The following is a 14,202-nucleotide window of genomic DNA, read 5'->3' as shown; positions in this document are numbered from 1 at the left end:
GCGTTTCGAACAGTCTCCTACCCTACCGGACGGCGGGCGGGGCAGGGATCAGGCGGTGCCGACGTGCTTCGGGAAGCGCGCGATGCTCGAGAACTCGTCGACGTCGAGGCTGGCACCGCCGACGAGGGCGCCATCGACGTCCTTGTGCTTCATGAAGCCCGCGATGTTCGCCGCCTTGACCGAACCGCCGTACAGGATCCGTGTGCGCGCGGCCGCCTCGTCTCCGAGCGTCGCAGAGATGACGTCGCGCAGTGCGGCGCAGACCTGCTGCGCCTGCTCCGGCGTGGCCGCCTGGCCGGAGCCGATCGCCCAGACGGGCTCGTAGGCGACGACGATCTCGGCGTCGGCAGCGAGCCCCTGGAGTACGGCCGTCAGCTGCGCGACGGGCACCGCTGAGGGGCCATGCTGCTCCAGATCGTCGGCTGTCTCCCCCACGCAGATCACCGGAACGAGGCCGTGCCGCAGTGCCGCCGCGGTCTTGTCGGCCACGACCTGGTCGGTCTCGGCGTGGTACTGCCGGCGCTCGCTGTGCCCGATGATCACGTAGCGGCAGTCGAGCGCCGCCAGGAAGGCACCGGAGATCTCGCCCGTGTAGGCGCCGCTGTCGTGCACCGAGAGGTCTTGGCCGCCGTACCGGAGCTCGAGCTTGTCGGCCGTCACGAGCGTCTGAACGCTCCGGAGATCGGTGAAGGGCGGGAACACCGCGACCTCCACCTGGCCGTAGTCGTGCTTCGCATCGCGCAGGCTCCACGCCAGCTTCTGCACGAACGCGATCGACTGCAGGTGGTCGAGGTTCATCTTCCAGTTGCCCGCGATGAGCGGGGTGCGTGCTACAGCCATCCGAGGACCTCCAGGCCGGGAAGCTTCTTGCCCTCGAGGAACTCGAGGCTGGCGCCGCCTCCGGTGGAGACGTGACCGAAATCGTCATCAGTGAACCCGAGTGCGCGCACGGCGGCAGCGGAGTCGCCTCCGCCCACGACCCCGAGGCCCGACACCCGCGTGAGCGCTTCGGCGACCGCACGGGTGCCTCCCGCGAACGCGGGGAACTCGAAGACGCCCATCGGCCCGTTCCAGAAGACGGTGGTCGATGAGGCGACGAGGTCGGCGAAGGCAGCGGCCGTCTCCGGCCCGATATCGAGCCCGATCCCGGATGCTCCTGCCGGACCCTCCTCGAGCGCGTCGGCCCGCTGCACGGTGTGCGGAGCATCCGCCGCGAAACGCTCGGCGACGACGACGTCCGTGGGCAGCACGATCTGCACGCCGCGCCGCTCGGCCTCGGCGAGGTAGCCCCGCACCGTGTCGAGCTGGTCGGCCTCGAGCAGGCTCGCGCCCACCTTCCGGCCCTGCGCGGCGAGGAACGTGAACAGCATGCCCCCGCCGATGAGCAGACGGTCGACCCGCGGCAGCAGGTGAGCGATGACCCCGAGCTTGTCGCTCACCTTCGAGCCGCCCAGCACGACCGTGTACGGCCGCTCTGGGCGCTCGGTGAGGCGGTCCAGCACATCGGTCTCCGCGGAGATCAGGGAGCCGGCCGCGCTCGGCAGCGTGAGCGCGAGCTCGTACACGCTGGCTTGCTTGCGGTGCACCACGCCGAAGCCGTCGGAGACCATCGCGTCGCCGAAGCGGGCGAGCTCGTCGGCGAAAGCCTGCCGCTCGGCGCCGTCTTTCGACGTCTCGCCGGGATTGAAGCGCAGGTTCTCGAGAACCGCGATCCCGCCGTCGGCGAGACCGGCCACGGCATCCGCCGCCGATGCGCCCACGGTGTCGCTCGCGAACGCGACGGGCGCCCCGAGCAGCTCGCTCAAGCGCTGCGCGACGGGACGCAGGCTGTAGCGCTCATCGGGGGCTCCTTCGGGCCGCCCGAGGTGCGACACCACCACGACCTTCGCGCCCCGGTGCAGGAGCGCGTTGAGGGTCGGCAACGACGCACGGATGCGCCCGTCATCGGTCACGACACCGTCGGCGAGCGGCACGTTGAGATCGCACCGCACGATGACGCGCCGGCCCGTGAGGTCGCCGAGGGACTCGATCGTACGCAGGGCCACGAGGGCTCCTCTTCTCGACCCGCGCCTACAGGCGGGCGCCGACGTATTCGGTGAGGTCGACGAGGCGGTTCGAGTAGCCCCACTCGTTGTCGTACCAGGCGGAGACCTTCACGAGGGTGCCGCTGACGTTCGTGAGCTCCGAGTCGAAGATCGCCGAGTGCGGGTTGAGCTGGATGTCGCTCGACACGATCGGGTCCGCCGTGTACTCGAGGTAGCCCGCGAGTCGACCCTCGGACGCGGCGGCCTTGTAGGCGGCATTGATCGTCTCAGCGGTGAGGCCCTCGGTCGGCGTCACGATCGTGAGGTCGACGATCGAGCCGGTCGGCACGGGCACGCGGTAGGACGAGCCGCTCAGCTTGCCGTTGAGCTCGGGCAGCACGTGGCCGATGGCCTTGGCTGCTCCGGTGGACGCGGGCACGATGTTGATCGCCGCGCCGCGGGCACGACGGAGGTCGCTGTGCGGGCCATCCTGAAGGTTCTGGTCGGCGGTGTAGGCGTGGGCCGTCATCATGAAGCCGCGCTCGATCCCGAAGGCGTCGTTGAAGACCTTCGCGAGCGGGGCGAGGCAGTTGGTCGTGCACGAGGCGTTCGAGATGATGACGTCGGTGGCGGGGTCGTACGTCTCCTCGTTGACACCCATGACGATCGTCGCGTCGTCGCCGGTCGCGGGCGCGGAGATGAGAACCTTCTTGGCGCCGCCGGCGATGTGCTTCTTGGCGTCCTCCGCCTTCGTGAACCGCCCGGTCGACTCGATGACGATATCGACGCCGAGGTCGCTCCAGGGCAGCGCCGCCGGGTCTCGCTCCTCGAACACCCGGATACGGCGGCCGCCGACCGTGATCGAGTCGCCGTCGTGCGAGACATCGTGGGCGAGCACGCCGCCGACCGAGTCGTACTTCAGGAGGTGCGCGAGCGCCGCGTTGTCGGTCAGGTCGTTGACCGCGACGATCTCGAGGTCGCTGCCCTGGGCGAGAGCCGCCCGCAGGTAGTTGCGGCCGATGCGGCCGAATCCGTTGATGCCGACTTTCACGCTCACGCGATCTCCTGTTGCTCAGGCGCCCACGGCGCCATTGGTGGTGGTAGAGGTGGTGGTTCAGGGGTGAAAAGACGATGGCCGGGGCCTCAGCCCCGGCCGCGACGCCTGTTACGACAGTAGCAGGAGCCCGTCGGTGTGCGAGCGTGCCGCCGCGAAGCGATCAGCGACGTTCTGCCAGTTCACGATGTTCCAGAACGCCTTCACGTAATCGGCTTTCACGTTGACGTAGTCGAGGTAGAACGCGTGCTCCCACATGTCGAGCTGCAGCAGGGGAACGGTCGCCTGCGCGGTGTTGCCCTGCTGGTCGAAGAGCTGCTGGATGATGAGCCGACGCCCGATCGGATCCCACGACAGCACGCCCCAGCCCGAGCCCTGGATGCCCATCGATGCGGCCGTGAAGTGGGCGACGAACTGGTCGAACGAGCCGAAGAACTCATCGATCGCCGCGGCGAGGTCGCCGGTCGGCTTGTCGCCGCCGTCCGGGGAGAGGTTCGTCCAGAAGATCGAGTGGTTGATGTGGCCACCGAGGTGGAACGCGAGGTCTTTCTCGAGGCGGTTGATGTTCGCGAACGAGCCGCTCTCGCGCGCCTCGGCCATCGCCTCGAGGGCGCCGTTGGCGCCAGCGACGTAGGCGGCGTGGTGCTTCGAATGGTGCAGCTCCATGATGCGGGCGCTGATGTGCGGCTCGAGGGCCGCGTAGTCGTAACCGAGCTCGGGAAGCGTGTAGACGGACATGGGAGCGTTTCTCTCCTCCTGATAGGGCGTCCGGCCGCCGGAACATCGACGACCGCGCTGACGGTGCGTCAGTCTACCGAGGGCAACCGGCCAGCGGGCCCGTCTGTTCCCGCGGCTCCGCCCTAGTCGAGGTCGATGTCGGGGGGCAGGTTCGCGTCGGTACCGGGGATGCCGAGCTGCTCGGCCCGCTTGTCGGCCATCGCCAGCAGGCGCCGGATGCGCCCGGCGACGGCGTCTTTGGTCATGGGCGGGTCGGCGTGGTGGCCGAGTTCGTCGAGGCTCGAGTCGCGATGGTCGAGACGCAGCTGGCCGGCGTACCGCAGGTGCTCGGGAAGGTCGTCGCCGAGGATCTCGAGCGCGCGCTCGACACGAGCGCAGGCGGCCACGGCTGCCTGCGCCGAGCGTCGCAGGTTCGCGTCGTCGAAGTTCACGAGCCGGTTGGCGGTCGCGCGCACCTCGCGCCGTGCCCGCAGCGCTTCCCAGTCGCTGACCGTCGACTCGGCCCCCATGAGCCGGAGCATCTGACTGATCTTCTCGCCGTCACGGATCACCACACGGTGAACGCCGCGCACCTCGCGGGCCTTCGCCGCGATGCCCAGGCGCCCCGCAGCACCCACCAGGGCCATCGCCGATTCGTTGCCCGGGCAGGTGATCTCGAGCGCCGCCGACCGGCCGGGGTCGGTGAGGGAGCCGTGAGCCAGGAACGCTCCGCGCCACACCGCGGCGAGCTCCTCCTGCGACCCGGTCGTGAGGCGGTTCGGGAGGCCGCGCACGGGTCGTCGCCGGGCATCCAGCAGACCGGTCTGGCGGGCGAGGGTCTCGCCGCCGTCGAGGACGCGGACGACATAGGCGGGGGTCTTGCGGATACCCCCGGGCGAGAGCATCGCAGCATCGCTGCGCATGCCGTAGAGCTCGACGAGGTCTCGGCGCACCCGTCGTGCGATCTCCGGGGTGTCGAGCTCAACCTCGACGGCGACACGGCCGGAGATGAGGTGCAGCCCTCCCGCGAAACGCAGGACGGTCGCGAGCTCTGCTGCGCGCACCGTGGTCTTGGTGACCGCCAACTGCGAGAGCTCGTGCTTCACATCAGCGGTCAACGCCACAGTTGTCGTCCTCTCGAAGGGCTCGGATGCGGGGGTACGGCATTCGACCCTACTCGCGTCCGAGGTCGCGGTGCTTCACCGTGACGCTCACCTCGGGCTGCAGGTGCAGTCGCTCGCCCAGCTCGCGGATGAGCGCGACAGAGCGATGCTTGCCGCCGGTGCAGCCGATCGCGATGGTCGCATGCCGCTTGTTCTCGCGTGCGTACCCGGCGAGCACCGGTCGGAGCATGGCCTCGAACGCGTCGAGGAACTCGGTGGCGCCCTCCTGCGCGAGCACATAGCTGCTGACGGAGGAATCCAGGCCCGTCGCGGCACGCAGCTCGGGCTGCCAGAACGGGTTCGGCAGGAATCGGGCATCGGCCACGATGTCGGCATCGGTGGGGGTGCCGTACTTGAAACCGAAGCTCTCGAGGGTCACCTTGACACCAGGGCTGCCTTGCGGGGAGAACACCTCGGTGACCGTCGTCGCGAGCTGATGGATGTTGAACTCGGTCGTGTCGATGATGATGTCGGCCAGTTCGCGCACTTCGAGCATGCGCTCCCGTTCGCGCGCGATGCCGTCGAGCAGCGTGCCGTCCTCTTGAAGAGGATGCGGCCGGCGCACCTGTTCGAAACGCCGCACCAGTGCGGCGTCCGTCGCCTCGAGGAACACCACGCGGACGGTGTCGCGCGACCGCAGCTCGGCGATGATCGTCGCGAGGTCGGCGAACAGTTTGCCACCGCGCACGTCGACGACCGCCGCGATGCGGGGCAGGGCACTACCCGGATGCACCGCGAGGTCGACGAGCGGGCGCAGCATCTGCGGCGGGAGGTTGTCGACGACGTACCAGCCGAGGTCCTCCAGGGCGTTCGCGACGGTCGACCGACCCGCACCGGACATGCCGGTGACGATGAGCACATCGTGCGGAACGGTGTCGGGCATGAGTCCTCGCGAGTCGACCGGACGGCGGATCTCCAGCCTAACCGTCGGAGCGCAGAGCCCGGTGTACGAGCTGGGCGGTCGCGGGGCCGATGCCGCCCACCGCCGTGAGGTCGTCGACGCTGGCGGCCCGAAGGCGCGAGACCGAGCCGAAGTGCTTCAGGAGTTCGGAGGTGCGCGCAGGGCCGAGGCCCGAGATGCTCGACAGCCGCGTGCGGATATCGCGCGAGCGCGTCGTGCGCTGGTACCGCAGCGCGAAGCGGTGCGCTTCGTCGCGCAGCCGCTGGAGCAGGAACAGGGCGTCGGAGGACCGGGGCAGGATGACGGGGAATTCGTTGCCGGGCAGCCAGACCTCCTCGAGCCTCTTGGCGATGCCGCACACGGCGATGTCGTGGAGACCTTCGTCGCGCAGCGCACGCGCAGCCGCCGCGACCTGCGGCTGACCACCGTCGATGACGAGGAGCCCCGGGCGGTAGTGGAACGACTTGCGCGTCGCCGCTCCCCCGCCCTCTGCCTCCGCCGCGCTCGGCTGGGTCGCGGCATCGTCGTGCAGGTACGCCAGACGGCGGCGGAGCACCTGGTACACCGCGTCGGTGTCGTCGCGGGCATCCGCGATCGCGAACTTGCGGTACTGGTCTTTGCGCGGCAGGCCGTCCTCGAACACGACCATCGAGGCCACGGGGTTGCTCCCCCCGAAGTGCGAGACGTCGAAGCACTCGAGACGCAGCGGGGCCTCGGCGAGGCCGAGCGCTTCCTGGATGTCCGCGAGCGCTTGCGAGCGGGCCGTGAAGTCGCCGCTGCGCCGGGTCTTGTACTGCACGAGAGCGCCGAGCGCGTTGGTCGCGACCGTCTCGGCGAGGGCGGCCTTCTCGCCGCGCTGAGCGGTCTTCACGACCACCGCGCCGCGCTCCCCCGCTGCCCGTCGCCGCTCGGTCAGCACGGTCTGCAGCGCCTGGACATCATCGGGCACCGCCGGCACGATGATCTCGCGAGCCGGTGCAGAGTCGGCGTCGTAGGCGTTCTGCAGCACCGAGTCGACGAGGTCGGCCATCGTGACGTCGAGCTCGGTGTCGACGACCCAGCCCCGCACACCGCGGATGCGGCCGCCGCGGACGATGAACAGCTGCACCGCGGCGGCGAGCTCGTCGTAGGCGATGCCGAAGACGTCGGCATCCGTGTCGTCGTCGAGCACGACAGCGCTCTTCGCGAGCACCGTCTCGAGCGCTCCGATCTGATCGCGGATGCGCGCGGCCGTCTCGTAGTCCAGCTCGCGCGCCGCGTCCGCCATCGCCGACTTCAGGTGACGCACGTAGCCCACATCGTTGCCCGCCATGAAGGAGGCGAAGTCGAGCGCGATGCCCCGATGCTCCTCGGGCGTCACGCGCCCGACGCACGGTGCGGCGCACTTGCCGATGTCGCCGAGCAGGCAGGGCCGGTTGGTCGACTGCGCCCGCTTGTAGGTGCTCTCGGAGCAGGAGCGCATCGGGAACGCCTTGAGCATGAGATCGACCGTCTCGCGCACCGCCCACACCTTCGTGTAGGGCCCGAAGTAGCGCGCTCCGCTGATGCCGCGCGTACGGGTGACCATCACTCGGGGGACGCGATCGGCGAGCGTGATCGCCACGTAGGGGTAGGTCTTGTCGTCACGGAACTTGACGTTGAAGGGCGGTGCGAACTCCTTGATCCAGGTGTACTCCAGCGAGAGCGCCTCCAGCTCGCTGCCCACGACGGTCCACTCCACGCCGTGGGCGGTCGTCACCATCCGCCTCGTGCGGTCGTGCAGGCTGTGCAGGGGCTGGAAGTAGTTGCTCAGACGGCTGCGGAGACTCTTCGCCTTGCCCACGTAGAGCACGCGCCCCGTGGCGTCGGTGAAGCGGTACACGCCGGGCTCGGTGGGAATCTCGCCGCGCTTCGGACGCCATTCCTCTCGTGCCGCCATGTCAGCGTCTCGCGGCACCGGTCGTGGTCGTCGCGCCGGCGGATTCGGCGCCGTGCTCACGGAGCAGCTCGCGCAAGAAGCGGCCGGTGTGGCTGCCGTCGACGCTCGCGACGTGCTCGGGGGTGCCCGTCGCGAGCACCTGCCCACCGCCCGACCCGCCCTCGGGCCCAAGGTCGATGAGCCAGTCGGCGGCGCGGATCACGTCGAGATTGTGCTCGATGACGATGACGGTGTTGCCCTTGTCGACGAGCCCGTTGAGCACGAGCAGCAGCTTGCGCACGTCTTCGAAGTGCAGACCGGTCGTGGGCTCATCGAGAACGTAGACGCTGCGGCCGTTCGACCGCTTCTGCAGCTCGGTGGCGAGCTTGACGCGCTGCGCCTCACCGCCCGAGAGGGTCGTCGCGCTCTGCCCGAGCCGCACGTAGCCGAGGCCCACATCGACGAGGGTCTTCAGATAGCGGTGGATGGCCGAAATGGGCTCGAAGAACTCTGCGGCCTCCTCGATCGGCATGTCGAGCACTTCGGCGATGTTCTTGCCCTTGTAGTGCACCGTCAGCGTGTCGCGGTTGTAGCGCGCACCGTTGCACACCTCGCACGCGACGTAGACGTCGGGGAGGAAGTTCATCTCGATCTTGATCGTGCCGTCGCCGGCGCAGTTCTCGCAGCGACCGCCCTTGACGTTGAAGCTGAAGCGCCCCTGCAGGTACCCGCGCGCCTTCGCCTCGGTGGTCTCGGCGAACAGCGCCCGGATGCGATCGAACACCCCGGTGTAGGTCGCGGGGTTCGACCGGGGCGTGCGCCCGATGGGCGCCTGATCGACGTGCACGACCTTGTCGAGGTGCTCGAGGCCGCGCACGCGGACGTGCTTGCCGGGCACCTGGCGAGCGCCGTTGAGCTTGTTGGCGAGCACCTTGTACAGGATGTCGTTGACGAGCGACGACTTGCCCGAACCGCTGACACCCGTCACGGCGACGAAGGCGCCGAGAGGGAAGTCGACGGTGACATCGCGCAGGTTGTTGGCCTTCGCCCCCTCGACCGTGAGCATGCGGGCGGGATCGATCGGGCGCCGCGTCATGTGGTCGACGACCTGGCGGCGGCCGGCGAGGTAGTCGCCCGTGATCGACGCGGGGTTCTCGATGAGCCCGGCGTACGAGCCGGAGTGGACCACCCGACCGCCATGCTCTCCCGCGCCCGGCCCGATGTCGACAACCCAGTCCGCGGTGCGGATGGTGTCTTCGTCGTGCTCGACGACGATCAGGGTGTTGCCGAGGTTCTTGAGCTTGACGAGCGTGTCGATCAACCGCCGGTTGTCGCGCTGGTGCAACCCGATCGAGGGCTCGTCGAGCACGTAGAGCACCCCGGTGAGCCCGGAACCGATCTGCGTGGCGAGGCGGATGCGCTGCGCTTCGCCGCCCGAGAGCGTGCCGGCGGCGCGCGCCATGCTCAGGTAGCCCAGCCCGACCTCGAGCAGGAACTCGAGTCGCGCCCGGATCTCGCGCAGCACCGCCGCGGCGATGGCGGCCTCGCGGTCAGTGAGCGTGATCGTCTGCATGAAGGCGTAGGCATCCTGCAGGCTCAACTCGGAGACGGCCGAGATGCTGCGACCATCGACCGTGACGGCCAGCACCTCGGGCTTCAGACGGGCTCCGTTGCACTCGGGGCACGGAACCTCGCGGAGGTACTCAGCGAAGCGCTGCTGAGACCAGTCGCTGTCGGCCTCGGCGTACTTGCGCTCGATGTAGGGGATGACGCCCTCAAACCCGGTGGAGTAGGTGACATCGCGGCCGTAGCGGTTGCGCCACTTGACGCGCACCTCGAAGTCGTTGCCCTGCAGGATGGCCTCCTGCGTGCTCTGCTCGAGCTCGCCCCACGGGGTGTCGAGCGAGAAGTCGAGATCGCGGCCGAGACCGGCCAAGAGCTTCTGGAAGTAGCTGTACAGGCCCTTGCCCTGCTGATTCCAGGGCAGGATGACGCCGTCGTTGAGGCTCAGCGACGGGTCGCCGATGAGGAGGTCAACGTCGACGGCCATGCGCGTGCCGAGGCCCGAGCAGACCGGGCAGGCACCGAAGGGGGCGTTGAACGAGAAGGTGCGGGGCTCGATCTCGGTGAGCTGCAGCGGGTGCCGGTTCGGGCAGCTGAGCCGTTCGCTGAAGGTGCGGGTGCGATCGGCGGCCCCCGGATCGCGATCGACGAAGTCGATGACGACAAGGCCCTCGGTGAGGCCGAGAGCCGTCTCGAGCGAATCGGTGAGACGGGTGAGCGCCTCGTCGTTCGCCACCAGCCGGTCGACGACGACCGCGATGTCATGCTTGATCTGCTTCTTGAGCTCGGGCGGATCGCTGAGCTGGATGAGCTCGCCGTCGACGACCGCGCGTGCGTAGCCCGAGGCCGCGAGCTCGCGGAACAGGTCGACGAACTCGCCCTTCTTCTGGCTCACGACCGGGGCGAGCACCTGGAATCTCGTGCCGGTCTCGAGCGTCATCAGCTCATCGGCGATCTGCTGCACGGTCTGGCGCTGGATGCGCTCGCCGCAGACCGGGCAGTGCGGGATGCCCACGCGCGCCCAGAGCAGCCGCATGTAGTCGTAGATCTCCGTGATCGTGCCGACCGTCGACCGCGGGTTGCGGTTCGTCGACTTCTGATCGATCGAGACGGCCGGGCTCAGACCCTCGATGAAGTCGACATCGGGGCGATCGACCTGGCCGAGGAACTGGCGTGCGTACGCGGAGAGCGACTCGACGTAGCGCCGCTGCCCTTCCGCGAAGATCGTGTCGAACGCGAGCGAGCTCTTGCCCGAGCCCGACAGGCCCGTGAACACCACGAGCGCGTCGCGTGGGATGACGAGGTCGACATCGCGCAGGTTGTGCACGCGCGCACCGCGAACGCTCAGATGGGGCGCTGACTCAAGGGGGGTTGCCGACACTCTGCTCATTCTAGGTGGGGCTCCCGACAGTCCCCCGTGCGCCGGAGTCAGCGCACGTGACCCGCGTCGACCATCCCGCGCAGGTCTTTCTTGAGGTCTTGCACTTCGTCGCGCAATCGGGCGGCGAGCTCGAACTTCAGCTCCTCCGCGGCCGTGAGCATCTGGGCCGTGAGGTCGGCGATGATCGACTCGAGCTCAGCGGCCCCCTCGGCCGCGAGGCCCTCGCGACGGATCGCTGGGGTCGCGGCGCGCTTGCCGCCGCGACCCGCCTGACGACCAGCGAGCAGCTCAGCGGTGTCGGCGCCCTCTCGCACGAGCTGATCAGTGATGTCGGCGATCTTCTTGCGCAGCGGCGTCGGATCGATGCCGTGCTCGGTGTTGTAGGCGATCTGCCGGTCACGACGCCGTGTCGTCTCATCGATGGCCTGCGCCATGGACGGAGTGACGACGTCGGCGTACATGTGCACCTCGCCCGAGACGTTGCGCGCAGCGCGCCCGATGGTCTGGATGAGCGAGGTCGCGGAGCGCAGGAATCCTTCTTTGTCGGCGTCGAGGATCGCGACGAGCGAGACCTCGGGCAGGTCGAGGCCCTCGCGCAGCAGGTTGATGCCGACGAGGACGTCGTAAACGCCCTGGCGGAGCTCGCTCAGCAGCTCGACCCGGCGCAGCGTGTCGACATCCGAGTGCAGGTACCGCACGCGCACGCCCGCCTCGGTGAGGAACTCGGTGAGCTCCTCCGCCATCTTCTTGGTGAGCGTCGTCACGAGCACGCGCTCATCGCGTTCGGACCGCTGCCGGATCTGCTCGAGCAGGTCGTCGATCTGCCCCTTGCTCGGCTTGACGACGATGCCCGGGTCGACGAGACCCGTGGGGCGGATGATCTGCTCGACGACCGAATCGGTGATGCCGAGCTCGTACTTGCCGGGGGTCGCCGAGAGGTACACCTTCTGGCCCGTGCGGTCGAGAAACTCCTCCCAGCGCAGCGGGCGGTTGTCGAGCGCGCTCGGCAGCCGGAACCCGTGCTCGACGAGGGTGCGTTTTCGGGAGGCATCGCCCTCGTACATCGCGCCGATCTGGGGCACCGTCACGTGGCTCTCGTCGATGACGACGAGGAAGTCTTCGGGGAAGTAGTCGAGCAGGCAGTTGGGCGGCTCCCCCGGCGCTCGGCCGTCGATGTGCCGCGAGTAGTTCTCGATGCCGTTGCAGAAGCCGATCTGCTCCATCATCTCGATGTCGAAGGTCGTGCGCATGCGCAGCCGTTGCGCTTCGAGGAGCTTGCCCTGGCGCTCGAGCTCGGCGAGCCGCAGCTCGAGCTCCTCCTTGATCGTCACGATCGCGCGCTGCATGGTGTCGGGCGAGGCGGCGTAGTGGGTCGCCGGGAAGACCGAGACGGCGTCGAGCGACCGCACGACATCGCCCGTCAGCGGATGCAGCGCGTACAGCGCCTCGACCTCGTCGCCGAACATCTCGATGCGGATCGCGAGCTCTTCGTACATCGGGATGATCTCGATCGTGTCGCCGCGAACCCGGAACTTGCCGCGCGAGAAGTCGACGTCGTTGCGCTGGTACTGCATGCCGACGAACTTGCGGATGAGCTGATCGCGCGGGATGCTCTGGCCCACCTGGAGGGCGACCATCGCCTCGAGGTACTCCTCAGCAGCGCCGAGGCCGTAGATGCACGACACGGTCGAGACGACCACGACATCACGGCGGCTCAGCAACGAGTTCGTCGTCGAGTGCCGCAGCCTCTCGACTTCGGCGTTGACCGAGCTGTCTTTCTCGATGAAGGTGTCCGTCTGCGGCACGTAGGCCTCGGGCTGGTAGTAGTCGTAGTACGAGACGAAGTACTCGATGGCGTTGTGCGGCATGAGATCGCGGAACTCGGTCGCGAGCTGCGCCGCGAGCGTCTTGTTGTGGGCGAGCACGAGTGTCGGGCGTTGCACCTGCTCGATGAGCCAGGCGGTCGTCGCCGACTTGCCCGTGCCGGTCGCACCCAGCAGCACGATGTCGGTCTCGCCGGCATTGATGCGCGCCGCGAGCTCGGCGATCGCCTGCGGCTGGTCGCCGCTCGGGCGGTAGTCGCTGACGACCTCGAAGGGTCGCACCGACCGCGTGGGTTCCATGGTCCCAGCCTACGAGAGGGGGTCTGACACTCCGGTGTGACGAGCGCGCTCGGCGACGAGGCGCTCCCACAGCGCATCCACCTGCTCGAGAGTGTGCGTCAGCGTGCCGCTCGAGTCGATGACCACGTCGGCGGCGGCGAGTCGCTCCGCGTCGCTCGCCTGGGCGGCGACGCGATCCTCGGCGGATGCCCGCTCCATGCCGCGCAGGGCGACGAGCCGCTCGACCCGCTGCTCCGCAGGCGCGTGCGCGACCACGACGGTCGCGAACTCGTCGGCCGACCGCGCCTCGACGAGCAGCGGCACGTCGTAGACGACGATCGCCCGGGGGTCGTCGGCCTCGATGCGGGCGAGCCGCTCGCGGTACAGCCTCTGCACCTCGGGGTGCACGATCGCGTTGAGAGCGGCGCGCGCCTCGGGGTCGGAGAACACGCGGGCGCCGAGAGCGGGGCGGTCGAGGGAGCCGTCGGGCGCGAGCACGGCATCCCCGAATCGATCACGGATGGCGGCCAGACCCGGTGAGCCCGGGGCGACCGCCTCGCGAGCCAGCACGTCGGCGTCGATCACGATGGCGCCGAGCGCCGCGAGCCGCGCGGCGATCGCCGACTTCCCCGCGGCGATGCCTCCCGTGAGCCCGATCACATCCACGAGCCGACCCTACCCCGTCGCCCCGCGAGCGACCGGGTAGCATGACTCGCACGCGCCCCGATGGAGGTATCCCGTGCTCGAACTGCTCACCGGTACCGGGCTCGCCGTGGCCGCGGGGCTCAACGCCTACGTACCGATGCTCGTCCTCGGGCTCGCGGGGCGCTTCCTCGACTTCGTCGAGCTCCCCAGTGCGTGGGCCTGGCTCGAGAACGAGTGGGTCCTGCTCATCCTCGGCGCGCTGCTCCTGATCGAGCTCGTCGCCGACAAGATCCCTGCCGTCGACTCGATCAACGACGTCGTGCAGTCGATCGTGCGCCCCGCCGCTGGGGGCATCGTCTTCGGCACGGGCGCATCGACGACCACTGCGGCCGTGACCGACCCGGCGGCGTTTTTCGAGTCGAGCGCCTGGGTGCCCGTCGTGACAGGCATCGTCATCGCGCTCGTCGTGCACGGCGCGAAGATGTTCGTGCGCCCCGCTGCGAACGCGCTCACCGCAGGGGCCGCGGCGCCTGTGCTGTCGACGGGCGAGGACATCGGCTCGCTGCTGTTCAGCCTGTTCGCGATCCTCATCCCGATCCTGGTGATCGTGGCGCTCATCGGGCTCGTCGTGCTCGTCATCTCGGTGTTCCGCCGGCTCCGGAAGCAGCGGCGATCCGTGGCACCGGCGTAAGCCCCACCCCGCGCGCGCTCATGACGAACGGGCCGCCCCCCGGAGGGTGCGGCCCGTTCGTCGT

At 69.0% G+C, this 14,202-nt stretch carries 11 protein-coding genes; 1 reads left to right on the top strand and 10 read right to left on the bottom strand.

All coding sequences use genetic code 11. From position 1 onward, the window contains the following. Window positions 1-48: 48 nt before the first annotated feature. The 10 genes from tpiA to coaE all read right to left on the bottom strand — a co-directional run bounded on the left by tpiA (window position 49) and on the right by coaE (window position 13,468). Window positions 49-840 carry a triose-phosphate isomerase gene (gene tpiA, locus ACTIE9_RS01210; protein ID WP_439563751.1) on the bottom strand — a complete coding sequence of 264 codons (792 nt, stop codon included), beginning with the start codon at window positions 838-840 and terminating at the stop codon, window positions 49-51. Further along, complete coding sequence (locus ACTIE9_RS01205) at window positions 831-2,045, bottom strand: phosphoglycerate kinase (protein WP_439563750.1); 1,215 nt, start codon at window positions 2,043-2,045, stop codon at window positions 831-833. The genes tpiA and ACTIE9_RS01205 overlap by 10 nt, the downstream gene beginning before the upstream one ends. Before the next feature lie 25 nt (window positions 2,046-2,070). Next, the gene (gene gap / locus ACTIE9_RS01200; RefSeq protein WP_439563749.1) at window positions 2,071-3,081 is read right to left on the bottom strand and encodes a type I glyceraldehyde-3-phosphate dehydrogenase; all 1,011 of its coding nucleotides are present in this window, start codon (window positions 3,079-3,081) and stop codon (window positions 2,071-2,073) included. A gap of 108 nt (window positions 3,082-3,189) precedes the next feature. Continuing rightward, window positions 3,190-3,816 carry a superoxide dismutase gene (locus ACTIE9_RS01195; protein ID WP_439563748.1) on the bottom strand — a complete coding sequence of 209 codons (627 nt, stop codon included), beginning with the start codon at window positions 3,814-3,816 and terminating at the stop codon, window positions 3,190-3,192. 122 nt (window positions 3,817-3,938) lie between these two features. After that, a complete protein-coding gene (gene whiA / locus ACTIE9_RS01190; protein ID WP_439563747.1) occupies window positions 3,939-4,919 on the bottom strand; it encodes a DNA-binding protein WhiA in 981 nt (326 codons plus the stop codon). Window positions 4,920-4,968: 49 nt separating this feature from the next. Next, the gene (gene rapZ, locus ACTIE9_RS01185) at window positions 4,969-5,841 is read right to left on the bottom strand and encodes an RNase adapter RapZ (protein ID WP_439563746.1); all 873 of its coding nucleotides are present in this window, start codon (window positions 5,839-5,841) and stop codon (window positions 4,969-4,971) included. Between the two features lie 37 nt (window positions 5,842-5,878). Then, window positions 5,879-7,777 (bottom strand): excinuclease ABC subunit UvrC, encoded by a 1,899-nt coding sequence (uvrC, locus tag ACTIE9_RS01180; RefSeq protein WP_439563745.1) that lies wholly within the window; start codon window positions 7,775-7,777, stop codon window positions 5,879-5,881. 1 nt (window position 7,778) lies between these two features. Next, a complete protein-coding gene (gene uvrA / locus ACTIE9_RS01175; protein WP_439563744.1) occupies window positions 7,779-10,709 on the bottom strand; it encodes an excinuclease ABC subunit UvrA in 2,931 nt (976 codons plus the stop codon). A gap of 38 nt (window positions 10,710-10,747) precedes the next feature. Continuing rightward, entirely contained in the window at window positions 10,748-12,823 is a 2,076-nt protein-coding gene (gene uvrB / locus ACTIE9_RS01170) for an excinuclease ABC subunit UvrB (protein ID WP_439563743.1), read from the bottom strand. Between the two features lie 9 nt (window positions 12,824-12,832). Beyond that, window positions 12,833-13,468 (bottom strand): dephospho-CoA kinase, encoded by a 636-nt coding sequence (coaE, locus tag ACTIE9_RS01165; RefSeq protein WP_439563742.1) that lies wholly within the window; start codon window positions 13,466-13,468, stop codon window positions 12,833-12,835. Between the two features lie 73 nt (window positions 13,469-13,541). Here coaE and ACTIE9_RS01160 point away from each other — a divergent pair, with 73 nt between their 5' ends. Then, window positions 13,542-14,138 carry a DUF4126 domain-containing protein gene (locus ACTIE9_RS01160; protein WP_439563741.1) on the top strand — a complete coding sequence of 199 codons (597 nt, stop codon included), beginning with the start codon at window positions 13,542-13,544 and terminating at the stop codon, window positions 14,136-14,138. Window positions 14,139-14,202 lie beyond the last annotated feature (64 nt).

The sequence above is a fragment of the Microcella sp. genome (assembly GCF_051860105.1).
In the GTDB taxonomy this organism is placed as follows: Bacteria; Actinomycetota; Actinomycetes; order Actinomycetales; family Microbacteriaceae; genus Microcella.
The sequence above is the reverse complement of the archived record's forward strand: the minus strand, read 5'-3'. Positions and strand labels throughout refer to the sequence as shown.

Coding starts and splice junctions, on each gene's coding strand:
- uvrC (WP_439563745.1), bottom strand. CDS start 7,777: ATGGCGGCACGAGAGGAATGGCGTCCGAAGCGCGGCGAGATTCCCACC.
- tpiA (WP_439563751.1), bottom strand. CDS start 840: ATGGCTGTAGCACGCACCCCGCTCATCGCGGGCAACTGGAAGATGAAC.
- uvrA (WP_439563744.1), bottom strand. CDS start 10,709: ATGAGCAGAGTGTCGGCAACCCCCCTTGAGTCAGCGCCCCATCTGAGC.
- uvrB (WP_439563743.1), bottom strand. CDS start 12,823: ATGGAACCCACGCGGTCGGTGCGACCCTTCGAGGTCGTCAGCGACTAC.
- ACTIE9_RS01195 (WP_439563748.1), bottom strand. CDS start 3,816: ATGTCCGTCTACACGCTTCCCGAGCTCGGTTACGACTACGCGGCCCTC.
- rapZ (WP_439563746.1), bottom strand. CDS start 5,841: ATGCCCGACACCGTTCCGCACGATGTGCTCATCGTCACCGGCATGTCC.